16 protein-coding genes are annotated in these 24,256 nt (G+C 40.7%); 6 read left to right on the top strand and 10 right to left on the bottom strand.

Annotated features, from left to right (window positions below; all coding sequences use genetic code 11):
• Positions 1-9: 9 nt before the first annotated feature.
• From HMPREF9969_RS10430 to bamD, 4 genes are all read right to left on the bottom strand, one after another.
• Positions 10-1,731 carry a BACON domain-containing protein gene (locus HMPREF9969_RS10430; protein ID WP_009435899.1) on the bottom strand — a complete coding sequence of 574 codons (1,722 nt, stop codon included), beginning with the start codon at positions 1,729-1,731 and terminating at the stop codon, positions 10-12.
• Positions 1,732-1,758: 27 nt separating this feature from the next.
• Positions 1,759-3,381 (bottom strand): RagB/SusD family nutrient uptake outer membrane protein, encoded by a 1,623-nt coding sequence (locus HMPREF9969_RS10425; RefSeq protein ID WP_009435981.1) that lies wholly within the window; start codon positions 3,379-3,381, stop codon positions 1,759-1,761.
• 14 nt (positions 3,382-3,395) lie between these two features.
• Positions 3,396-6,395: a SusC/RagA family TonB-linked outer membrane protein gene (locus HMPREF9969_RS10420; RefSeq protein ID WP_036895669.1), complete on the bottom strand. Its 3,000-nt coding sequence runs from the start codon at positions 6,393-6,395 to the stop codon at positions 3,396-3,398.
• Between the two features lie 510 nt (positions 6,396-6,905).
• A complete protein-coding gene (gene bamD / locus HMPREF9969_RS10415; protein ID WP_009435919.1) occupies positions 6,906-8,495 on the bottom strand; it encodes an outer membrane protein assembly factor BamD in 1,590 nt (529 codons plus the stop codon).
• A gap of 723 nt (positions 8,496-9,218) precedes the next feature.
• On the opposite strand from bamD, the gene nrdD reads away from it, so the two are divergent.
• Both nrdD and nrdG read left to right on the top strand, forming a co-directional pair.
• Complete coding sequence (nrdD, locus tag HMPREF9969_RS10410; protein ID WP_009435862.1) at positions 9,219-11,360, top strand: anaerobic ribonucleoside-triphosphate reductase; 2,142 nt, start codon at positions 9,219-9,221, stop codon at positions 11,358-11,360.
• Positions 11,306-11,773 carry an anaerobic ribonucleoside-triphosphate reductase activating protein gene (nrdG, locus tag HMPREF9969_RS10405; RefSeq protein ID WP_036895667.1) on the top strand — a complete coding sequence of 156 codons (468 nt, stop codon included), beginning with the start codon at positions 11,306-11,308 and terminating at the stop codon, positions 11,771-11,773. The genes nrdD and nrdG overlap by 55 nt, the downstream gene beginning before the upstream one ends.
• 214 nt (positions 11,774-11,987) lie before the next feature.
• Here the strand turns inward: nrdG and HMPREF9969_RS10400 are convergent, their stop codons facing one another.
• Together HMPREF9969_RS10400 and HMPREF9969_RS10395 are read right to left on the bottom strand one after the other, a co-directional pair.
• Positions 11,988-12,521, bottom strand: coding sequence for an FHA domain-containing protein (locus tag HMPREF9969_RS10400; RefSeq protein WP_009435838.1), 534 nt, complete (start codon positions 12,519-12,521; stop codon positions 11,988-11,990).
• 50 nt (positions 12,522-12,571) lie between these two features.
• Positions 12,572-13,570, bottom strand: coding sequence for an SPOR domain-containing protein (locus HMPREF9969_RS10395; RefSeq protein WP_009435949.1), 999 nt, complete (start codon positions 13,568-13,570; stop codon positions 12,572-12,574).
• Between the two features lie 721 nt (positions 13,571-14,291).
• On the opposite strand from HMPREF9969_RS10395, the gene rfbC reads away from it, so the two are divergent.
• Positions 14,292-14,846, top strand: a complete 555-nt coding sequence (gene rfbC / locus HMPREF9969_RS10390) for a dTDP-4-dehydrorhamnose 3,5-epimerase (RefSeq protein WP_036895693.1) — start codon at positions 14,292-14,294, stop codon at positions 14,844-14,846.
• A 26-nt stretch (positions 14,847-14,872) separates the two neighbouring features.
• A complete protein-coding gene (locus tag HMPREF9969_RS10385; protein ID WP_009435808.1) occupies positions 14,873-15,667 on the top strand; it encodes a DUF4738 domain-containing protein in 795 nt (264 codons plus the stop codon).
• Between the two features lie 31 nt (positions 15,668-15,698).
• On the opposite strand, the gene pflA is transcribed toward HMPREF9969_RS10385, so the two are convergent.
• The 4 genes from pflA to HMPREF9969_RS10365 form a co-directional block, all read right to left on the bottom strand.
• The gene (pflA, locus tag HMPREF9969_RS10380) at positions 15,699-16,481 is read right to left on the bottom strand and encodes a pyruvate formate-lyase-activating protein (protein WP_156787980.1); all 783 of its coding nucleotides are present in this window, start codon (positions 16,479-16,481) and stop codon (positions 15,699-15,701) included.
• On the bottom strand, positions 16,468-18,714 hold the full coding sequence (gene pflB / locus HMPREF9969_RS10375; protein WP_009435763.1) for a formate C-acetyltransferase: 2,247 nt from the start codon (positions 18,712-18,714) through the stop codon (positions 16,468-16,470). The genes pflA and pflB overlap by 14 nt, the downstream gene beginning before the upstream one ends.
• A gap of 487 nt (positions 18,715-19,201) precedes the next feature.
• The gene (locus HMPREF9969_RS10370) at positions 19,202-19,633 is read right to left on the bottom strand and encodes a Fur family transcriptional regulator (RefSeq protein WP_009435926.1); all 432 of its coding nucleotides are present in this window, start codon (positions 19,631-19,633) and stop codon (positions 19,202-19,204) included.
• Positions 19,634-20,385: 752 nt separating this feature from the next.
• On the bottom strand, positions 20,386-22,689 hold the full coding sequence (locus tag HMPREF9969_RS10365) for a transglycosylase domain-containing protein (RefSeq protein WP_009435898.1): 2,304 nt from the start codon (positions 22,687-22,689) through the stop codon (positions 20,386-20,388).
• Positions 22,690-22,853: 164 nt separating this feature from the next.
• On the opposite strand from HMPREF9969_RS10365, the gene pyrB reads away from it, so the two are divergent.
• Both pyrB and HMPREF9969_RS10355 read left to right on the top strand, forming a co-directional pair.
• Positions 22,854-23,801 (top strand): aspartate carbamoyltransferase, encoded by a 948-nt coding sequence (gene pyrB, locus HMPREF9969_RS10360; protein ID WP_009435814.1) that lies wholly within the window; start codon positions 22,854-22,856, stop codon positions 23,799-23,801.
• Positions 23,802-23,835: 34 nt separating this feature from the next.
• Complete coding sequence (locus HMPREF9969_RS10355; RefSeq protein WP_009435807.1) at positions 23,836-24,255, top strand: hypothetical protein; 420 nt, start codon at positions 23,836-23,838, stop codon at positions 24,253-24,255.
• The last annotated feature ends 1 nt before the right edge of the window (position 24,256 follow it).

The following is a 24,256-nucleotide window of genomic DNA, read 5'->3' as shown; positions in this document are numbered from 1 at the left end:
GCTTAAAATCTAGTAGTTAAGGTTCTTCTTTATTAAGTCAACGTAGTGCTTACTCTTGTAGTAAGTGATGACGGTACGGCTCTCTTGTGGGCGAAGGTCTATCAGATTCTCACTACCACGATAGAATGTTGCGAATCCACCACTAGCCTCTCTGAATAGACTATAGCCCTTATCTTCTATTGCACGACGTGTACTAAAGGGTAGAGAATATTCATACCATGAGTAGACACCAGGCGTTCCTTGTTCCTCACGAGTGTAGAAAACGTCACCTCCCTGATAGAACACTTGACATGATCCCACTGTACCACTAAGGTCCTTATCTTGCACTAGTCCAGCATCAATATCTTCTTCCGTGATACCTTGCCAGTTGAAGAAGTAGATAACATACGCTAGTGTTCCTGGTTCATAACTCTCGTTCTCTGGTACAAATATTAAGCGTGAGTAATGACAGAGAGGATCCTCTGTTGTGGCTGTAACATTCTCTGAGTTAAACTGGTTATAATAGTCTGGCTTCATACCACGTTGGCGTTCGAATGCAACTACTTGATCGAGTTTGAAAGCCTTATTATGTAGGTAATCTGAAGGGAACACAGGGAATGTCTCTGCCTTTCCATCACTATTCAGTTTTAAACTATTAGACGTTTCCAAGTACTTCATGCAGGCACTTCTAAAGATGCCACCAGCCATCTTGAAATTGTCAACAGAGTTGTATATTGTCAGTAAACGAGTTCTGTCTTTCTCCTCATTATAATATTGTGACTCCGTATCAAGTCGTTGCTTATTACCTAGTTTGAAGTTGTTTTGGTTCAGCCAAGGCTCATACGACTCTTGTTGGAATAGTTTTCCTTTGGGTGCTTTAAGCCATGCGCAATACATATCTGTACCATAGTTCTTCTGTTGATAGAGGATGTGTGGAGCCTGTTCTCCTGGTGAATGAAATACAGTAAACACCTTCTTTTGATCCTGATGATAAGGTAAGAGCGAGTCAATCTCAAATGCTTTATCACGGAGATTATGCCTTTCTGCCTCCATTGCTATTACCTTATTAATATCGAAGTTATCGAAATCCCACACTGGTAACTGGAACTGGACAAAGCCATTCTGCATAATAGTTAGCTCGTAATGTCTATTGCCATTAGATAGGAAGAGCTTCTCACTTCGACTGGTCTGTGCCCATGGGCTATTGCGTTCGATAGCGGTGATATTAAGTGTTAACTTGCGTTGTTTGAGATCAACGGCATAACTAAGCCAGTTGTTATTGGCTGTGTCTAATTGTTCAACTGTCCAGTTATCAGAGTTTGAAATAATCTTTAATTCAACGCCAGTATGTGCCTCGTGATTAAGAATAAGCGTACCATTACTTCCATCAACAGCGATTGTTGGCTCTGTTCCGAATTGTGTAATTGTAATCGTCTGTTTGCTCGTTGGAGTTGCAATAGTAACCTCTGTACGACGTTCGTCAGCATCATTATTAGCCGTAGCGGTTAACTCTAGAGTTGTTCCTCTTCGAATTGCTGTGAGCCAGGTATTGTGTGTGTCATTCTCAATTTGCCATTCATCACCTAAAGAAGAGACGTCTACAAGTTTCGTTTCACCCTCTTGCACAAGCGTTACTGCCGTCGATTCACCTAAGGCAATGTGGTCAGTTCCTCCTAATACAAGATCTTTTTGGCATGCAACAACTAGTACAGCTATAGCCAAGCCCATCCATATTTTAAATCTCTTATACATAGTGTTTCGTTTTTAATAAAGCATTATCTATTTGTCTCCCCATCCTGGATTAGGTAAGAGATTAGTATTGATTAATGTTTCGTTCATAGGCAATGGCCATACGAACATATAGTTGTCTGGTTGAATATCAACCTTATATCCACCTGCATAGAATGCTGAAGGAACCATGTAATAATTCTCTCTTCCCTGGAAAGTACGCTTCTTTACGCCTTGTTTCCATCGTCTTAAATCCCAAAGACGGAAGCCTTCATAGGCCAACTCACGTGCTCGTTCATTCTTTATCTCTTGATATAAAGCGTCGCCAGTGAGGTCTGTTGGATCTAAACCACGCGATCTACGCAATAGGTTAAGATAGTTTTGTGCATCATTGATGTTGCCTAAGTCGTATGCAGCTTCAGCTACAATCAGATATTGTTCAGCGATACGGAAAGGCTTAGGAGCTTGATTCCCATTAGGCACATAACCACCCCAATGCGTGCTATTGAGTGTCGCATAGTTAGGATTACCCTTAAACTTCGATATGACATAGAGCTGAGTTGAGACATTCATATCATTGACTGTCGTATGGACATACTCGAATAGAACCTGTGCACGATGGTCGTTCTCACCAGAGAATAAATCGTTGATAACTTCTCTAGTTGGTACATATGCAGGCTTGTTATAATCGCCTATCTTACTTGCATCATGTTGATTATCCCAATAGGTGGCAGTAGATAAGTCTGCCCCGTAGAAACCTGTTGTTGTTGCAATCTCATTCTCCTTGTCCACGAAAGGTTGCCATATTTGTTCTTTCCCATCATCGTAGAACCACATCTGCGCAAAGGCATCTTCACGTGCATCTACCCTATTGTTCGCATCTAATCTACCATAATAAGGCTCAATAAGAGGATATGTCCCATGGTCAATCAGTTGCTTAGCTTCGTTATAAGCCTTTGCCATGTCTCCCATATAAAGGTATACTCTTGCTCTCAGAGCCTTTACTGCATCTGCATTAATCTCAGTGTTCCCGGGCTTTACTGGCACATCTTTTAATAGTGAATCAGCTTTCCCTAAATCTGCAAGAATGAGCTTATAGGTATCTGCATTAGTAGCTCTTTTCGGTTTATCAATCGATCCAGGCTCTGTTGCGAGTACAACTCCAAGATCCTTGTCAGCCGTATTCTTATCATAAATCATGCCCCAACGTAAGACTAAATTGAAGTGATAAAAGGCACGAGCAAAGTAGGCATCACCAAGAAAATGATTCCTTTGTACCTGTTCATCACTGCTCACCTCCATTTTTGGTAACAGCTTCAAGACAACGTTTGCATCGATGAGTGCTGCATAATAAGAGTGGTATAACTCCTGCAAAACAGCACTCTCAGGCTTGATAGTCCACCCATGGAACTCACCATAAAGGTTGCCGAAAGCGGCGTGTGCATTGAGCATGTCTGCTTGAGCCTCTTGTGGAATAACATACGCACCACCGAACTTTCCACGTAAAGTTGAGTATATTCCATTATCCCACTTCTTGGCATCCTGCATGTTACGATACGACTTTTCATAGTCTATGTAGTTAGCAGGATCACGATCCAAGTCGCATGCTTGCAGTGTAAACAAGAGTGCGCATGCCCAGAATAATATCTTTGTTGTTTTCATATAGATATCCATTAGTTGTATAATTGTTAAAGACCTAGTTCCACGCCAACGCTCATCTGTTTAGTATTAGGGTTCACTCCATAAGAGACGTTGCGGTTTACTTCTGGGTCAATACCACGGAACTTCGTAAATGTTAATAGGTTACGACCTGTGAAGAACACCTTTGCTGAACGTATAACCTTTTGCTGTCCAAGCATCCTATGAGGCAATTCATAGCCCAGAGTGAAGTTCTTTAAGCGCATAAAAGAAGCGTTTTCCAGCATCTTCGAGTCTAAGTATGTACTCTGGTGAGAAGGGTCACGAACCCATGCAAGAGATGGGAATTCCGTCTTATCTCCTGGTTGTTTCCAATAATCGAAAAGTCTTCTTGAACCATTGAAGTTATCTTTCTTGTCACGAACAAAGTAGTCATTCTCATAGAACTGCTTATCCATTGATATCATATGTTTGCCTATTGCAAAGAAGAAGTCAGCGTTCAGATAAAAGCCTTTCCAGTATGCCGAGATACCCCAACCACCAGTGAATGGAGTGTAAGCATCAACTCCCGTGTTCTGACTCAGCGAACTTGACCACTCGTTGACCACATCTTTATCATCACGATGAGGCTTGTTTTTGTCTGCTCCAGGGCGATACCATTCAGGCACACCAGTATCAGGATTCACACCTTTATATAATGGTAAGACAAATTGAACAGGTTTTCCAACAACGTAAGAGAGCTGTCCGCCTGGTTCTTGCCATGATTGCCTACCTTCAAAGAGTTCGAGAACTTTATCCTTATTATAGTTGAGGTTCGCATTAGCAGATACTCCCCAGTCGCGTCCACGTAGGATGTCTACATTCAACTGGAGGTCGATACCCTGGTTCAGATAGCGTCCTGCATTCTCATAACGAGTAGGATAACCAGCACTACCAACTGTTAAACCAGATGTATAAGGTAGAGGAACTTCAAAGAGCATATCGCTTGTTACACGATTATAATACTCCACATTCAAGTCTAAACGATTGAGAATACGAGTCTTCACACCTACTGTGAACTTGCTTTGATGCTCCCATCCAAGGTCGGGATTACCCATACTTATGAAGCCTAAACTCATGTCCCCCATCTTTTGACCGACCTTTCCTGCATAAGCTGAAGTGCTATATGGAGGGATAGAAGAGTTACCTTGAGTACCGTAGCTAGCCTTTACATCTAAATCATTTAACCATGCTATGTCTTGTAAGAACTTCTCTTTCTTAGCTTTCCATAATAGTCCCAATGACCAGAAAAGACCATTTCTCTTATTCTTTCCAAAGCGTGAAGAAGCATCGTTACGTAGGACAAGATCAACGAAGTAACGCTCTGAGAAGTCATAAGACAACTGTGTGAAGAATGACAAGAAAGCGTATCCATTCGTGTCCTCACCGATGTTCTTATTCTTAGTTGCATTGTTAAGTAAATAGAGTCGATCGTCTAATATGCCCGAACCTTCAGCCGAGAAGCCATCGTCTTTATAGTTGGTGTATTCATGTCCGAGCAGTGTTGTCAGATGATGATCACCAAAAGTCATGTTATATGAAGCCGTATTTGTGATGGTAATATTCGATGCCATCGAGAACGAACGTTCGGAACTTCCATTGCCATAAGCACGATAATAGCTAGGAAGAGTGCGTGAACGACTATTGCCATAATCGAGTTCCAGACCTATTAAAGAGCGTAAGGTAAGGTTTTTAAGAGGTGTAATGGTGAGATTACCATTGGTAGATAAGATGAAATTATTTGTCTTCGCAGGGTTCGTTTCAATAACATGTGAAGGCGTGGCAATGTCTAATAAAGGTACACGCACGAGTTCTTTGCCAGTGTTAGGGTCGTAAGGTGAGGCGAAAGGAGCATTCATTGCTGCTAGTCCACCACCCACTGCATTGTTGTTACCAAAGGGAGATACACGTGTAGCGTCATATGATACTTGGGTGTTGATATTGGCTCTTACCCAATCATTTAACTTCGCATCGAGGTTGATACGACCGAATACTTTATTATAACTAGAGCCCATTCTCAGACCGTCCTGACTAAGTGCTCCACCTGAAAGATAGTATCTTACACCTGTGTTACCACCAGATACAGAGACATCAGCTGTGTACATTGGTGCTGACTGATAGATGTATTTATACCATTGAAAGTCGGTTTCTTTAAAGTATTTCTCTTTAAAGGTAGCAACCTCTTGGGGCGTATATATCCCTGTTTCCTCATAGTATCTTAGTAATTCAGGACCCGACATCAACTGGTCGAAGTAATCGGTATTAGCAAGTGAAGAGACCGCATATTGCGCACGAACATTTATACTAGGACGAGTCTCGGTGCGCCCTCTTTTCGTAGTTACATACATAACACCATTAGCTGCACGAGCACCATAGATAGAGGTTGCAGCTGCATCCTTTAGGAACTGAACACTCTCAATATCATTGGGATTCATCGCTTGTAATACAGCCATACTGACCTGCATTCCATCCATGATAACCAGTAAACCCGTACCTGCGCCAAGCGACCCTTGCCCGTGAAGTGCCATAGATAGGCGTGCAGAAGGCTCACCAGAAGAGGAGAAGACTTGTAGTCCGCTCACCTTACCTTGCACGGCATCCAAGGGGTTAGCAACGGGTTTCATCTCAAGGTCTTTAGCACCGACTTTGATTACAGATGCCGATGTGTTTGCCACCTTCCGTTCCATGTAACCAACGACAACAACGTCATTCATCATCTGTTCAGTGGGTTCCATCTTGACATTCATTTGCGGAGCTGCAATGCGTTCAACGCTGTTGTAGCCAACAAAACTGAATGTTAACTTCTCTCCACTACGCACGTTTAGGGTGAACGAACCATCTATGTCCGACACAATACCCGACTTAGGTGCTGACTTAGGGATAATACTTACGCCTGGTAAAGCTTCCCCATTCTCATCTACAATGTTACCTTTGACTGTTATAGACTGGGCTAAGGCGGAACCTAGTCCAGCGAACAGAAACAGGATAAACATCCACGTTCTTAGTTTCATAAATGTAATTATTCAGGTTGATTATAATCTTTTCATGGCTTGAAACTGGTGTCCAGAACAAGCTCAAAAATGGTATCTAAATAAATAGTTGGTAGTTATTAGTACTCTTAAAGAGGTTTTTAACTACAGGTTATACATGTTTGCAAATATAAGTATAATATTTATTAAATGACTAACGAATAGTAACTTTTTTTTAATCAAGGTATCATTTCTATTGCTATAATTCGCTTACTCCACTATGATTTCTTATTAGAAGGAGGATTAAAAACGTGTTATTACGACGAAGAACGCCTTTTATTTATCCTCTAAAGGCAGTGGGTCATAATGAAAATAAATATTACTTAAAAAGCAAAAGAATCTCTTTCCTTTATGAGAAGAGCCTCTCTTTAATTGAAAGAGGGCGTTTCTTTAATAGGAAGAGAGCCTCCCTTTGTATCAAAGAAAGGCTCTCCTTATGATGAGGAAAGCCTTTCTTAAATTTGAAAAGAATGTAGCTTCCCGCTTTGTAAATTAGAAGAAAATAGACATAGAAGCACCTATCATACTCTTACAATCATAAATATTTCCTCTTGAAGTAATGTTCTTTGAGAATGGTGCAGGTGCATAAGTCTTCCAATAAAGAGTCATTTCAAAGTTGGGAGAAAGTACACCGATCTGTGGGTAATAAGCCATGTATGACTTGTTCATAACCCCCTTGTTTTTCTCTTTCTCAATCGTTGTTACACCGAACTCGATACCTCCACCAATAAAGAAACGACTTCGTGTAGACAGACGAGCTACATTGAAACGAACATTCACAGGTACTCCAACAGCATAGCCCAGCACATTCCAACGCTCATCCTCACCATGTCTATTGGTTCCACCGAGGTCTGGATTCACCATAAAAACCCTGAACTTTGCACCAGCAGTCATGCTCACAACTTGTTGATAACTCCCGAAACGAATCATCAAACCACCAGAATAGAACATATCTGAGCCAATGTTATCACTAAGATTGGTCTCGAAATCGCCTTCAATGCCCACTTGCAGGTTAGTACGCCACCATTGTTTGCGGTCAAGAACCTTTCTTCTATGCACATAAGTAGACCTCTGCACCTTTGCAACATTTATGTAGCTTGTTACTACTGTACGTGTTGCTTCATCCTTTACATAGGATAGTGCCAACTGATAGTCATAATCTACTGATGAAGACGAGAGCTGCTTTGCTAAAAGAATGGCATATAGGTTACAAGCCTTGTTATAGTAAGGACTTGAGGTTGAAAGCGCATTGAGATAATATTTCACACGATCAATATCATTGCTCTCTGCGATTTCTTCATAATCACGTTCAGCTTGCAACTCTTTTAAATAAGTAGCAGCTTCGCCCGTAAGAGGTTCTTGCTCGTTTGCTGCCGACAAATAGGAATAAGCAGAAGAGGCGTCGCCTTGTTTATAACAACGTATACCACGAAGAATATTCAATCGTTTCTTGATCTGGTCGAGATAGTTGGTTTGTGGATACTTCTTCATAAATTCACTTAAAGCCGACTCATCTCCAGCATCTTTGATAAGCCTCCAATCTTGTTCCATCTGCTTACGTGTTTCCTCCTCCTTTAGCTCTTTAATCTTGGTGTTTGCCGCTTGTGTGTAAGCGAAGACAGAGGTTTTACTAAGGTAACGTTGGTAAGCCTCGATGGTGTTCAATGTAGTTGCTTGCTGCCAAAGAACCAAGTCTGCAAGTTGTTCCCTTGCTTCTTGGGTATATTGGCTATTAGGGTATTTACGAATAAAAGACTCTAATTCCCACTTAGACTCGCTCTCGCACGCCTCGTCAAACTCGAGTTTTATTGCTTCTTGTTGTTGTTCGATGGCCGTCTCACACTCGGCATACATGTCACGTGCTAATTGACTGTTTAAGTTCCCACTCATCATCTTTTTCAATGCAGCCTTTGCTGCGGTATAGTTCCCGCGATTCATCATTGCACGTATTTGAGCCAATCGCTGACGCACACTAGTGCCTTTGTTAATCTGATAAGAACTTGTTGGACTTGCGTTCACAGGGCTTGCCAACAATGGAGCTGTCAGCAGAGTAGCCAATAAAAAACTTACTTTTACGTTCATAATAGTATTAAAAAGATGTATAAAAAACATTCATTTAGTTATTCATAAAGATTCCTTTGTGAGAGAATGATATAGTGTGTAAAACGCTGTTTCATAATCTCCTATCATGCTAAGAATAGTGAGTTTGATTTAAAAATGACACTATTAGGTGACTATATCACTATTAATAAACATCAACAAAAGTAAATAAAAATAACGAAGTAAGTGCTTCTTCATTAGTTAAAAAACCTTATCTGGGTTCTTCCACCTTATTATTTATAAAATAGAGCAGCCTCACGACATTCGTAAGGGAGAATAGATACTTATTCAAGAGATAGAACAGAACCTTTTGTCCTGATAGTATATCGCAAAAGAGAGAACCATAAAGCACAACTACAACTAGTTCTTCTTAATCATTTATAGCACTGATATTTGCATAAAAAGGAGCGCAAAATTGCACAAAAAATAAGCATTTTTAAACAGCTAAAAGTTTGTTTTTAAGAATACTTTTGGCTATCTTTGCAATCGTAGAGTTGCACAAATTGGAAAACTTCTGACGCTCGTTTAGAAAGAAAGTTGTCCAAAACTAACAATAAAAGTAGTAGCATTTAGCGACGAAAGAAATAAGCTATTGCACTGGTTATAAGCGATATATGCAATAAAAACCCTACTTATAAACCAGTTAAAGAGCCTAAGATACAAATTGAAAAAGTTGTCTAAAAACAAAATAACTATATAAAAGAAATGAAGAACTTCACCATCACTAAGCGCAATGGAGATAAAGTGCCTTTCTCCCTTGACAAGATAATGAACGCCATAGTTAAGGCTTTCCAAAGTGTGAACGAACCAACGGATATAGGCATTGTATCGCGTATCCTATCGGACTTAGACATTCACAACGATATAAAAGTGGAGGATATCCAGAACCAAGTAGAGTTTGCTTTGATGAAGGAAGGCTACTATAAGGTTGCAAAGAGCTTCATTGTCTATCGTCAACAGCACACAGAAGATCGTGAAACACTCGAAAAGATGAAGTTTCTCTCTGATTACTGCGAAGCAAAGAACGCTGCTACTGGATCGAAGTTCGACGCTAATGCGAATGTAGAACATAAGAACATTGCAACATTGATAGGCGAGTTACCAAAACAAGGATTTATCCGTTTGAATCGTCGTCTACTAGTGGAACGAATCAAAAAGATGTATGGTAAGCCACTTGCAGACGAATACATTGACCTCTTGACACACCACTTTATATATAAGAACGACGAGACGAACCTCGCAAACTATTGTGCTTCCATCACGATGTACCCATGGTTAATCGGTGGAACTACATCTATTGGTGGTAATTCTACAGCTCCAACGAATCTAAAGAGTTTCTGTGGTGGCTTTATAAATATGGTCTTCATGGTCTCTTCTATGCTTGCTGGAGCCTGCGCCACACCAGAGTTTCTGATGTACATGAACTACTTTATTCAGAAAGAATATGGTAAGGACTATTGGAAGAGAGCGGATGAAGTGGTCGATCTCAGCGTTAAACGACGTACAATAGATAAGATAATTACAGACGACTTTGAGCAGATTGTCTACTCACTAAACCAACCCACGGGAGCAAGAAACTACCAGGCTGTGTTCTGGAACATATCTTACTATGATCGTCCCTACTTCGAATCGCTCTTCGGGAACTTCTATTTTCCAGATGGATCACAGCCCGATTGGGAAAGTTTATCATGGTTGCAAAAACGCTTCATGACGTGGTTTAACGAAGAAAGACTTAAGACTGTCCTCACGTTCCCAGTAGAGACTATGGCGTTACTAGCCGAAAATGGCGATTGTAAAGACCATGAGTGGGGAGACTTTGCGGCACAGATGTATGCACAAGGACATAGCTTCTTTACCTATATGAGCGATAACGCAGACTCGTTGAGTTCGTGTTGTCGATTGAGAAATGAGATACAAGACAATGGTTTCTCATATACTTTGGGAGCTGGTGGAGTGTCAACTGGATCAAAGAGTGTGCTTACCATTAACTTAAATCGTTGTATTCAGTACGCTGTGAACCATGACTTGGATTATAAGGAATACCTAACTCACATCATAAAGTTGTGCCATAAGGTGCAATTAGCCTACAATGAGAATCTTAAAGAGCTCTTGCACAACCACATGTTGCCGCTTTTTGATGCTGGATATATCAACATTGACCGTCAATATCTCACTATTGGTATCAACGGACTAGTAGAGGCTGCGGAGTTCATGGGGCTTGATATCAATCCTAATGACGATTACAAGAAGTTCGTACAAGGTGTGTTAGGATTGATCGAGACGCAGAATAAGGCATTTAGAACTAAGGAGGCAATGTTTAATTGTGAGATGATTCCTGCAGAGAATGTGGGTGTTAAGCATGCTAAATGGGATAAGGAAGATGGTTACTTTGTGCCACGTGATTGTTACAATAGCTATTTCTATCGTGTAGAAGACAATTCTCTCACGATTCTCGATAAGTTCAAACTGCATGGGAAGCCGTATATTGAACATCTAACAGGCGGTTCTGCACTTCACATGAACCTTGAGGAACATCTCTCCGAACCGCAGTATCGACAACTTCTACGTGTTGCGGCACAAGAAGGATGTAACTACTTCACATTCAACATACCGAACACCATCTGTAATGACTGCGGTCACATCGATAAGAGATACCTGCATGAATGCCCTCATTGTCACTCTAAGAACGTTGACTATCTCACACGTATTATAGGATACATGAAGCGAGTTAGCAACTTCTCTGTACCTCGTCAAGAGGAAGCACACCGCCGTTATTACATTCACACAGACACATGCTCCGATACTGTAACACAGACATCGTATTCCAAGAGTACCCAGATGAAGTAACACTAGCTATCAACATCACGGGCTGCCCATGCCGTTGCCCGGGATGCCATAGCAGCTTCTTATGGGTAAATAAGGGTGAAGAATTAACAATCGACTCACTAACTACTCTTATAGAGGGGGTTGGTGAGCCGATTACATGTATAGGTTTTATGGGGGGAGATGCTGATCCCTCGGCTATAGATAATCTTGCATTATATGTAAAGCAGCACTACCCTAACCTTAAAATAGGCTGGTACACAGGTCGTACAGCTATATCTCCAGACATACACATGGAGTATTTTGATTATATAAAGGTGGGACCTTATCTGCGTCATCTTGGTGCACTTAATTCACCAAAAACCAATCAACGTATGTTGCGTAGGCGCCCAGATAACAGCTTCGAAGACATTACCTCCCGTTTTTGGAACAAATAAATAAGGTGTATGGAACGAATGAGTGAGGTATACGTGTCAATTAAGTGAGGCATATGTGTCAATTAAGTGAGGCATACGTGTCAATTAAGTGAGGCATACGTGTCAATTAAGTGAGGCATACGTGTCAATTAAGTGAGGCGTACGGGTCAATTAAATGAGGCATACGGAACAAATAATATAGGACTATCAAATGATAGTCCTATATCATGGAAACCTACTCTTCTTCCCCAGCATGTAGGATAATACTTGTTGCACCGATGGTAAATAGCGTTCCATCCTCTATCACTCTACGCTCACGATCACCGAGTATTACGTTGTCAACGAATGTACCCGTATATGACGGACCATCACGTAGAACATATTGTAACTGCCCTTTCTTGTCACGCTTAACAGTAATGACACAATGCGTCATATCGACACTTGGATCAACAGTCTCTATCGGACAGTTAATTGGATTGCCCTTCATATAACGTCCAATAACGTTCTCTCCCATCTGTAAAGGGATCACTTGTCGAAAGTGGAAAACGTTTTCAATAACATGTAAAGAGCCATACTCACCCTGTTGTTCATCATCAGCTGGTTGGTTATTCTCCTCCTTCTGCGTCTTACGTAACTTCGAAACGCCTATTCTAATACCAAACTCTTTACCACATTGAGGGCATTGAAAGACTAGACGTTGCCCTGATTTATACTTTGTCTCATCGAATGTGATAAAGTTATCACACTTAGGACATCTTACACGTTTCATATATAATAAGGATATAAGAGGATTTTACTTGAATAGTTAACGACGGATTATTACTTATCAATCTCTATAATCCAAGCATTCTTAAAGAAGGTCATTCCGCTCATTGCATTTAGTTGCTTGCGTGCCTCGTGTTGGCTTGCATAATAGCCATAAAGTACTTTGAGGCTCTCAATTCCTTCATAAACACGAGCATCTTCAAGCCCTTTTTTCTGCATACGTTGTACATAAGTACGTGCATTCAGTTCGGTTACGTGACTTGCAACTACAATCGCCCAGTAGTGTGAAGGATTATCTGTTACATCCTTAGTGGATGTATTATCTGTTGTAGCAATAGCTCGGAGCGGTTTGAAATGTACGGATGTTTTAGAAGTATCACTAGAGTCGAAGAGATTATAAAGTACCCCACTCTTAATCTGACGTTCGGACATTCCATTCTTCGTTGAGCCTGGGAAGGCAACTAAGAATACTGCCGTTAGGAATACAGCGGCAGCTGCAACACTACGAACAGCATGCAAACTAATACTCAAACGTTTATTTTCTTTATCCGAATTATCAATGTATATAAGCTTAGACTTACGTTCTTGTGCATCAGAAATAGCTAGGTCTGTATGATTATCATCACCTAACTCCATAATTTGTGATGCTTCAAAACTACTTAAACCATAATACATTGGGGTCAAGATACCGCTTTCATAAGGCTCAAACTCTAGTTTCCCTTCACTATTAGTAGCTAGTTTTCCAAGATCGGAAAGCTCTACAAAGCCTTCATTCTCTAGCGTGTGATAAATCTCATTGACTTCATTCTCTATCTGACGAAGCGCCTCGGGATAACTCATATCATACGCATCTACATATGATTGAGCCAATAAGGAGTCGTTCATTGTGAGCTGTGCATTGAAGCCAAGGGTGCGATATGGCGGCAGAAATAAGCTGTCTTGCTCATCGTATCTAGCTGATACATGATGAGCAACAAAGCCACCTAGCCCTGGAACAATGACACAATCATTCTCCAAGAGAAGTATTTCTATATGTCGGTCGAGTTTTGTCACGTTTGCAAAATTAGCTATTTTATTCTAAAGTGGCAAGTCTCTTCAATTAAAATATACCATCGTAGCGGAAAAAGTTAGTAATTCTTCTCCTTATCAATAATTATCTTTATCTTTGCGAGAGAAAACTATCTTTAATTGCTAAGAGTATATAACAACGAACGAATGGAGGGAAACACCCCCTACGTGCTTTTGTACGTTTGTTAAAACTTTTACACTTACAAAAATGAAAAAAAAACAAGGTAAAGCGTTGGTTACACTCATTGAGATACCTGACGCATTAGCAGATTACAACGAGGAAAATAGCGTAACACGTGCTAGATTAGTATTCAACTTCAATACACCTACGGATGTAGACGAGGATGATATTACTAGTGTGCTAGCGGCTAGAAGTAGCAACCAAACTTACTCGGTTAATATAGATATAACTGATATGGGTGCGAATAGTGCCGCCGCTTTGAAAGCAGCAAAAGCCGCCTACGAGGGTAAACAAGCTATATTCACCGTATTTAATTGGGACATTTCGGAACTCAATTCGGATGGTGAAACAAGTGTTAACAATGGTGAGAGAGAATACTCTTCACTTGCCGACCCGTATATCGGTGCTAATGTAGATGAGGAAAGCAGTCGTACAAGAATGATTAACCGACTTGCACGAGACATTAAGAACGGCAACTTAGAGTTCGGTTCGATCGTTCAAGAACAGCATCAACGTGGTAGTAAAATGGAATATATAAAGACAGAGATCGAAGGTGTATGGGTGATTGAACCAAAGGTTTTTAACGATCAAAGAGGATATTTTTTTGAAGCATTCAAACAGGCAGAATTTGATGAACATATCGGTTATCACGTGGATTTCATACAAGATAATGAGTCTAAATCGAGCTTTGGTGTGCTGCGAGGACTGCATTATCAAAAGGGTGAGCATTCGCAAGCTAAGTTGGTAAGAGTTATCAAAGGAAAAGTGATTGATGTTGCTGTCGATCTCCGCAAGAGCTCTCCTACTTTCGGAAAGTATGTTTTAGTAGAGTTATCTGAGGATAATAAGCGTCAGTTCTTCATCCCTCGTGGCTTTGCCCATGGTTTCCTTGTATTATCAGAAGAAGCTATCTTTACATATAAGGTGGACAATGTTTATGCACCACAAAGCGAAGCTAGTATTCGATGGAATGATGAGTTCGTTGATATTAAATGGCCTGTTGAAGCAAAGGATGTTCTACTTTCTGAGAAAGATGATGCTAAGTCATTAGCATGGGAAGATGCTGAGAAATTTGAATAAACGCCTCTCAATCTAGAAAACAAGAGATGAAACAAACGATAATCGCATGTGTTGTGTTTGCCTCGTTACTAATCTTCTCTGCTTGTAGAGACCGAAGTGCTGACTATCAGAAAACGCATGAGGACAAACAAGCAAAGGAGATGTTGCAGGGCTTATGGATAAATGGTGACAGTGGAGATCCTGCTGTGTTGGTCAAAGGTGATAGTATTTTCTATCCAGACTCGGCTAGTATGCCTGTGCGATTTTGGGTTTATCAAGATACGCTCTACCTACAAGGTCAGAACGTAAATGGCTATAAGATAGATAAACAAGCACCTCATGTATTGAAGTTTATCAACCAGAATGGTGAAGAGGTAAAGCTCGTGAAGAGTACAGATAAGGCGTTATACCCTTCTTTCGGGTATCATGTTTATGCGATGAACACCTTCGATGAGCAAACACAAGATACAACAATCCGTACTGATTTAGGCTATTTTGAAAGCAAAATACATGTGCAAACAACATCAGATAAGGTAATAAAATCAACTTATAACGGCGATGGTGTAGAGGTTGATAACATGTATTTGGACAATGTTGTATCCTTGCGTCTCTTCAACCATGGTACTCCTGTCTTTGCACATGACTTCCGTAAGCAGGAGTTCCAGCCCTTAATAACAAAAGACTTCCTCAATAAGAGTATCCTTCGTAAGCTCTACTTCACACGTGCTGATGCAAAGGCTCTTTATTATGATGCCCTTATTGGAATCCCAGATGCCTCTACTACGTATGTTGTCGAACTAAGAATTACGCCAGACGGGAGGATGTCTAAGAAGTTAAGATAAGCCGTAGAACACTTAAAAGTATAGGCTTTTATCATTCTGTTAATATCTTACGCGCATGGAGTATATTCTCTTCTGTAGGTGGTTTAACCTCTGATAATGTGTAAGGTAAGCCCAGCTGTTCCCATTTATATACGCCCAAATCATGATATGGTAGCACCTCTACACGTTCGATATTACCTAATGAATCAAGGAATTTACGGAGTTTATGTAAGGAATCATCGTCATCATTGATTCCAGGAACTAGCACATGTCTTATCCAAACAGGCTTTTTAATATCAGAAAGATAACGTGCGCAGTCTAGAATATTCTCATTCTTCCAACCTGTAAGGTGCTTATGTGCATTGCTGTCAATGTGCTTTATGTCTAGAAGTATTAAATCAGTATAGTTCATTAATTCCTCAAAAGCAGAGAAATTAGTTGTCTCCCGACTGAATGGTTGTGCTGATGTATCAAGACAAGTATTGATTCCTAATGCCTTAGCTTTGCGGAATAACTCTGTAAGTGAGCGTATTTGTAACAAGGCTTCACCACCACTAACAGTGATACCACCCTTCTCTCCCCAATAACTTCGGTATCTTAGTGCTTGTGCAAGAACCTCATCAACAGAGCGGAGGTTACCCCCCGCCCTATCCCAAGTATCTGGATTGTGACAGTACTGACACCTCATTGCACATCCTTTAAGGAATATTACAAAGCGAATACCAGGTCCGTCAACCGATCCGAACGACTCTACAGAATGTATCCGAAGCATTGTCTCGGGAGCTGATAAATGTGAGATATCTGTCTGCAAACTATCCATTTTACATTGATCCATGTGCCCGACGAGCAATAACATCCATCTGCTGTTCGCGTGTGAGGTCTATAAACTTCACTGCGTAACCACTTACACGAATGGTGAAGTTAGCATACTCTTCCTTTTCTGGATGTTCCATACAGTCAATCAGTTTGTCAACACCAAATACATTAACGTTTAAATGGTGTGCACCACGGTCGAAGTAGCCATCCATAACACCAACGAGTGTGCTGATACGTTCCTCTTCGTTGTGTCCAAGAGCATCTGGGCTGATGGTCTGAGTGTTTGAGATTCCATCGAGCGCATACTCATATGGGAGCTTAGCAGTTGAGTTCAATGATGCTAACAAGCCATTTTGCTCTGCTCCATAAGATGGATTAGCACCAGGAGCAAGTGGCGCACCTGCAGGACGACCATCAGGCATATTCCCAGTAAATTTACCATATACAACGTTCGAAGTGATGGTAAGAATACTTGTTGTAGGCTCTGAATTACGATAGGTGTGGTGCTTTCGTATCATGTTCATGAAGGTCTTTAACAACCATACAGCAATATCATCTGCACGGTCATCATCATTACCATAACGTGGGAAGTCACCCTCTGTTTTGAACTCTATAGGGAATCCTGTTTCATCACGGATGATGTTAACTTTAGCATATTTGATAGCTGAAATAGAATCTACCACATGGCTAAAACCTGCAATACCTGTTGCGAAAGTACGACGCACATCAGTATCAATAAGTGCAAGTTCTGCCGCCTCATAGAAGTATTTGTCATGCATATAATGAATCAAGTTCAGTGTATTTACATAAACACCAGCTAGCCATTCCATCATATCCATGAAGCGAGGCATGAACTCATCATAGGTTACTACGTCCCCTTCTATTGGTCGGTAAGCAGGTCCACACTGCTCTCTTGTCTTACTATCAACGCCTCCGCTGATAGCATAAGTTAGACATTTAGCAAGGTTTGCACGTGCTCCAAAGAATTGCATCTCCTTTCCCGTCTGTGTCGCAGAGACGCAACAACAGATTGAATAGTCGTCTCCCCAGATTGGACGCATTACATCATCGTTCTCGTATTGGATAGAGCTTGTTGATATAGATATCTTTGCGGCATAGTCCTTAAAGTGCTTTGGAAGACGTGAACTATACAATACTGTAAGGTTTGGTTCGGGCGATGGTCCCATATTCTCAAGCGTATGGAGGAAACGAAAATCATTCTTCGTAACCATGGATCGACCATCCATTCCCATTCCAGCAACCTCTAACGTTGCCCATACTGGATCGCCTGAGAAGAGTTGATTATATGATGGTATACGTGCGAATTTCACCATGCGGAACTTCATAACTAAGTGGTCGATAAGTTCCTGTGCGTCCTTTTCTGTAAGTGTACCTTCGTTGAGATCACGTTGAATATAGATGTCGAGGAAGGTTGAGATACGCCCTACTGACATGGCAGCACCATTCTGTGTCTTTATAGCAGCTAGATATCCAAAGTAAAGCCACTGTACTGCTTCATGTGCGTTGGTTGCTGGCTTTGAAATATCATAACCATAGATTGCAGCCATCTCTTTCATCTCCTTCAATGCTTTCATTTGCATAGAGATTTCTTCACGTAGGCGAATAACATTCTCAGTCATCGTTCCGTCGCCACAATTTCGTAGGTCTTTTGCTTTCTCATTGATGAGGAAATCAACGCCATAAAGCGCCACACGGCGATAGTCACCAACGATACGTCCACGTCCATAAGTATCTGGAAGACCAGTAAGAATATGGTTATGTCTGACGAGTTTCATCTCATCTGTATAAGCATCAAAGACCCCGTCATTGTGCGTCTTACAGTACTTTGTGAATATTTCATGCAGTTTATTCGATGGTTCATAACCATAGGTTGTACATGCTTGTTCTGCCATCTTGATACCACCATAAGGCATGAAAGCACGTTTCAGAGGCTTGTCTGTCTGCAAACCTACAATTCTCTCCATTTCCTTTGTCCCTTCACCGATATATCCGGGACCGTAAGCTGTCATACTAGATACGACCTCCGTCTCCATATCTAATACTCCTCCCTTAGCGCGTTCCTGCTTTTGAAGTTCTTTAAGCATGCCCCAGAGTTTATTAGTTGCAGCTGTTGGTTCTTCAAGGAATGAAGCATCACCATCATAACTATCGTAATTGTCTTGGATAAATTGACGCACATTGACTTCATCGAGCCACTTTGTACCAGTAAATCCTCTCCATGCTTTGTCCATAATTGGCAATTCTTTAATTATATAAAACATTTAGTGAATATGTTGGTAAATGGTTATACCAACATGACATTATTAACTTACAATGGACAAAGATAGGCAAAAAAACGTAATATCAAGTGGTTAGATCAATTTTAGTTTATAAATTGCATAAAAATCATTAATGGTAGGTATCAGATGATGAGGGGTTCTCTTAGACTATACATATTTGTTCCCTCGTTGGTAGTAAGGACTAACTAAAATGTTACCACTTGATTAATTCTTGAGCTTCTCTTCGTCTTTTCTAAACTCCTAATCAATGACAAAGAGTGGAGAACACTACTAAGAATAGTGGTTGAGCAAGTCTGTTAAATCTGTAATATGGTTTGTTTTAGGGCGTAAACGCCTTAATTTAATAGAAGATAAAAACCTATCAAGGCTTTAATAATGCATTCTTACAATAATAGGGAAGCCTTATCAAAGCCTTGATAAGTATTAGTTTTAGCCCAAATTAGCTAAGTTTTTTATCCTCCTCCATTGCCTTTAGGCATGTAGGACAGATACCTTTATAATATAATTGAGTATCGTCAATTCGGAAGCCTTTGCCAATCTCACCCGTATAACGAGGCATTTCCATTGCTTCAAAGTCGTACACCTTTTCGCAACGTTTGCAGAAGAAGTGAGCATGAGGCTCGGTAACTCCATCATAACAAACACGATGTTCATCGATGGTAATCATCGATGCAGCGTGATGTTCGGAAAGCATACGAAGAGTATTATAAACCGTCGTGCGACTTACTGTTGGGAGCTGCTTCTTCAACGCCAAATACACATCCTCTACTGTAGGATGGGTGTGATGAGCTTGCAAATACTTCATGATTGCAACGCGTTGGATAGATGGGCGAATGCCCAAAGCGATAAGTTTATTATAGGCAGAATCCACTTTCTTCTCTTTTATTAAATATTATTTAAGTATGAGGTAATACATCAGAAACAATCTTTCTCATCGTCTCTTAATATCCTCTTAACACGTGCGCAAAGGTAATAAAATTATCAGAACTAGCGAACAAGGATATTGGAAAAAATCTAAAATATAGTTTTATATAACACATTCTATTGCTAATATCCTTTCTAATTAACGCTTATTTCCTATAGAAACAAACTTTTCATCAAACTCTCGAAGCATAATTCTGAATTTGATTTTATGGTTAATTTGCTTGGAGATTATGCCTTATCACGTTTAAAGAATCACTGCATTACAATCCATATACTATATTTTGCATGGTGACAAAAAGCTCTTCTTTTCTTATTCTAGCTTACTCCATTTAAATAAGGAAGACATATTGTAGAAATCAAAAGATTGTATTCTAATTGACATCTGTCGGACATTCTTTACCTTTACAGAGACTGACAGGAGGGCTAGAATAATGCTATGTGAAGGAAAGGGGAACGTTTGTTAAGTTTTAACGAAGGTGTTTCTTTGAAGGGAAGAAAGGCTCTCTTTATATCAAAGAAACGCCCTTCTCAAATAGAGAAAGGCGTTTCCTTCAATTCTAGGTGTCCAACTTTTCCCACTAGAATATGTTTACCTCTGTAGGAGAGCGTACCTGATTGTGAGCAAAACAATTATTTAATTGTAAGGACAATCCCCTCGTTTGTCCTTATAATGCGTGTTACTCCCCGTCATTCAGAGCCTTAGAAGTACTCTTCCTGAATACCATTTACGTTGATGGTATCGGCTACTTTACATGGATCGAACTTAGCAGGAATAGCGAACTTAGCATCCTTTCGATACCCAAGTCGCTTATCGGCATATACACTCTGCATGAAGTATGCCCATACAGGAAGCGCCATAGAAGCACCCTGCCCCATGCTGGTATTATCGAAGTGGATGTCTCTATCTTCTCCACCAACCCAACAACCGCTAACGAGGTTAGGCGTTACAGCCATAAACCAACCATCTGCATTGTTATTTGTTGTACCTGTTTTACCTCCCATGTCGATGTTAATATTATACGCAGAACGCAATCGGCTGGCAGTACCTCCTTGTACAACGGCACGTAGCATATCAATCATTTGATAGGAACTAACCTCTGATATAACTTCAGTCATTAGTGGTTGGAACTTCGCAATAACGTTACCATGGCTGTCTTCTATCTTTGTTACGAAGAGAGGAGCACAACGAATACCACCATTGGCAAAGGTTGTGTAGGCACTAGTCATCTCACCAACAGATGCCTCACTAGGACCTAGACAGAGTACAGGACTGGCATATTTATCAATGTCAGGGTTATTCAATCCGAAGTCATGAAGTATGTTTACGAATTGAGAAGGACCTAAGAGATTGATGAGATAAGCAGATATCCAGTTGTTAGACTGCTGTAAACCCCATCTCAAAGGAACCTCTTGTCCATAACGTGCATGCGATCCGTTACGAGGAGTCCATCCTCCATACGTGCGTTGAACGTTAGGTGCCAATGAACAAGGAGTCATGCCATTCTGCATTGCAAGGGCGTAGAGGAATGGCTTGATAGTCGAACCTACCTGGCGTCGACCACCCATGACAACATCGTATTTAAAGTGTTGGTAATCAATACCACCCACGTATGTTTTCACCGCACCAGTGTGTGGATCCATACTCATGAAGGCTGAACGCAAGAATGACTTGTAGTATCTTACAGAGTCAATAGGCGTCATCACCGTATCAACATCACCATGATAAGTGAAGATGGTCATCTCATGTGGTGTACGGAAACTACGCTTTATTTCTTCAGGAGTAGCGCCTTGTTCCTTCATTTTGCGGTAACGCATGCTAAGGCGACAAGACCTATTAATAATCTCTTTGATTGTCTTTCGAGAGATATTAGATGAGAATGGCGCATTCTTCTTGTACCTACTTGCAGCATTGAATTGTGCTTGTAAGTAGCCTCCCACGTGTTTACGGATAGCTTCTTCGGCATAGGTTTGCATGCGAGTGTCGATTGTTGTATAGATACGTAACCCATCCGTGTTTACGTTATAAGGCTCGCCATTGCGCTTGAGATTCTTGTTACACCATCCATAAAGAGGGTCTTGTTCCCATGCGATAGAGTCGAGAACAAATTGACGATTCTGCCATGTTTGATAGTTCTTACGCTCTGGTTTATTCGCCATCATATACTGTCTGAGGAATGCCTGGAAGTAGTCTGCAGCTCCATCAACAGGTTTTGCCTTAGTAAAATGGATACCTAATGGGCGTTGAGAAAGCTCTTCGTATTCATCTTTTGTTACATAACCAGACTTCACCATCTGCATGAGTACGACGTTACGACGCTGGCGGCAACGTTCAGGATAACGAAGAGGATTAAACATGGAAGGGTTCTTGCACAAACCAACTAACAAAGCCGCCTCAGTGACATTGAGGTTACGAGGTTCCTTATTAAAGTACACGTTGGCTGCACGTTTTATACCAACAGCATTGTGCAAGAAGTCGAAGTAATTGAAATACATTGCTAGAATCTCCTCCTTCGTGAAGTGACGTTCTAGCTTAACAGCGATGATCCACTCGATAGGCTTTTGTAGCAAGCGTTCCATCGTACTATGTGCTTTCTCTGAAAAAAGCTGTTTGGCTAACTGTTGAGTGATAGTAGATCCACCTCCAGCACTAGCCTGTCTCATCACGCCGCGCTTAATGATTGCACGTCCTAAAGCGATGAAGTCAATACCAGAATGCTCATAGAAGCGTTCGTCTTCAGTGGCAACAAGCGCATGAACAAGGTGTGGAGATAATCCATTATAATCAATCGCAATGCGATTATTATTATCTTGGTTCCATGTTCCTATTAGCTTTTGATCGGAAGAGTAAACCTGTGAAGCAAACTTATCAATAGGGTTTGATAACTCGTCCATATCGGGCATATAGCCTATCCAACCATTCCATACAGAGATGAAGAATAGGCTTGTAAAACCTAAAATAGCTAACAATGTCCCCCAGAGGAAATGTACAAAGTGTCTTCTCATATACCGTGAAAATATTGTGCAAAGGTAATGTAAATCAATGGATAAGCAAAATAATTAAAACTTTTTTTATCGTCTGTATGTATTTCTATTCAAGCCCTTTGATAGAAAAGAAAATAATCATTACCTTTACAAACAGAAATCAATCAAATCATCACAAGATAGAGATGGGAAGACAGAACTTTGTGAATATCGAAGGATTGGATCGCCAACAACTGCTGTATCTTATTGATATGGCAAAAGAATTTGAGGCTCATCCTAATCGTGAATTACTTAAAGGTAAGGTTGTTGCAACACTTTTTTATGAACCTTCAACACGTACCCGACTTAGTTTTGAAACAGCAGCCAATCGCCTTGGAGCGCGTGTTATCGGCTTTACCGATGCGAAGGTTTCGAGTGTCAGTAAGGGTGAAACGCTGAAAGATACTATCCTCATGGTTTCTAATTATGCGGATGCTATCGTTATGCGACATTATATTGAAGGAGCTGCACAATATGCCTCTGAAGTGGCACCTGTGCCTATTATTAATGCAGGAGATGGTGCGCACCAACATCCCTCACAATGTTTATTGGACTTATACACCATCTATCAGACACAGGGAACGCTTGAGAACCTCAATATCTACCTTGTTGGAGACTTGAAATATGGGCGTACTGTACATTCACTTATTATGGCAATGCGCCATTTCAACCCTACTTTCCACTTCATTGCACCAAAGGAACTAGCTATGCCTGAGGAGTATAAACTCTATTGCAAAGAGCATGGTATCCGCTTTGAAGAGCATGAAGAGTTTACTCCTGATGTAATAGCTCATGCTGACATATTATATATGACGCGTGTACAAAAGGAACGTTTCTCTGACTTGATGGAGTATGAACGGGTGAAGAATGTTTATATTCTCCGTCGGGATATGCTCTCTCAAGCACGTCCAAATATGAAGATTTTGCATCCTCTCCCACGTGTGAATGAGATTGCATACGATGTTGATGATAGCGAACATGCTTATTACATTCAGCAAGCACGCAATGGTCTTTTTGCTCGAGAAGCTATCTTCTGCCATTGTCTAGGTATATCGTTAGAAGAGGTGAAAGCCGATAAGACGATATTAGAATAAACTTTTATAGAGATAAAAACCAATCTGTAAGTCTATGAATAAAGTTGGTAGAATAATGGTAATGGCACTGATAGTTGGGTTTTTCACAACTCTTGTCAGTTGCAGTAAGAATGAACTTGATGGCAATTGGGAGCCTATGAAGTGGGAGGCTGACTATCCTGGTAATCCAAAGAGTATTGTTGTTCCAGCTGAAGGAGGTACCTATACATTGAGATGCAAGAACTATCAAAATCCATGGCTAAGTAATGTTTCAACAGAGCATACAGTTATTTATGCAGGATTAGAGTCTCAGAACTTCCATCATATAGAGCATGACTGGTATAATATAATGGTAGAACGGAATGCATATCGTATCATCATTAAGCCCAATACAAGTGGGAAAGTTCGTGAACTTCTCATACATGTAACTGCAGGAGACATTTTTGATGGTATTGAAGTTACGCAAGCAAAATAAG

This window comes from Prevotella sp. oral taxon 306 str. F0472 (assembly GCF_000257925.1).
Classification (GTDB): Bacteria; Bacteroidota; Bacteroidia; order Bacteroidales; family Bacteroidaceae; genus Prevotella; species Prevotella vespertina.
Note: the sequence above shows the minus strand (reverse complement) of the source record. Positions and strands in the feature narration are given on the sequence as shown.

Coding starts and splice junctions, on each gene's coding strand:
- HMPREF9969_RS10425 (WP_009435981.1), bottom strand. CDS start 3,381: ATGGATATCTATATGAAAACAACAAAGATATTATTCTGGGCATGCGCA.
- HMPREF9969_RS10385 (WP_009435808.1), top strand. CDS start 14,873: ATGAAACAAACGATAATCGCATGTGTTGTGTTTGCCTCGTTACTAATC.
- HMPREF9969_RS10420 (WP_036895669.1), bottom strand. CDS start 6,395: ATGAAACTAAGAACGTGGATGTTTATCCTGTTTCTGTTCGCTGGACTA.
- HMPREF9969_RS10430 (WP_009435899.1), bottom strand. CDS start 1,731: ATGTATAAGAGATTTAAAATATGGATGGGCTTGGCTATAGCTGTACTA.
- rfbC (WP_036895693.1), top strand. CDS start 14,292: ATGGAATATATAAAGACAGAGATCGAAGGTGTATGGGTGATTGAACCA.
- nrdD (WP_009435862.1), top strand. CDS start 9,219: ATGAAGAACTTCACCATCACTAAGCGCAATGGAGATAAAGTGCCTTTC.
- bamD (WP_009435919.1), bottom strand. CDS start 8,495: ATGAACGTAAAAGTAAGTTTTTTATTGGCTACTCTGCTGACAGCTCCA.
- pflA (WP_156787980.1), bottom strand. CDS start 16,481: ATGGATCAATGTAAAATGGATAGTTTGCAGACAGATATCTCACATTTA.
- pflB (WP_009435763.1), bottom strand. CDS start 18,714: ATGGACAAAGCATGGAGAGGATTTACTGGTACAAAGTGGCTCGATGAA.
- HMPREF9969_RS10400 (WP_009435838.1), bottom strand. CDS start 12,521: ATGAAACGTGTAAGATGTCCTAAGTGTGATAACTTTATCACATTCGAT.
- HMPREF9969_RS10355 (WP_009435807.1), top strand. CDS start 23,836: ATGAATAAAGTTGGTAGAATAATGGTAATGGCACTGATAGTTGGGTTT.
- pyrB (WP_009435814.1), top strand. CDS start 22,854: ATGGGAAGACAGAACTTTGTGAATATCGAAGGATTGGATCGCCAACAA.
- nrdG (WP_036895667.1), top strand. CDS start 11,306: ATGCTCCGATACTGTAACACAGACATCGTATTCCAAGAGTACCCAGAT.
- HMPREF9969_RS10365 (WP_009435898.1), bottom strand. CDS start 22,689: ATGAGAAGACACTTTGTACATTTCCTCTGGGGGACATTGTTAGCTATT.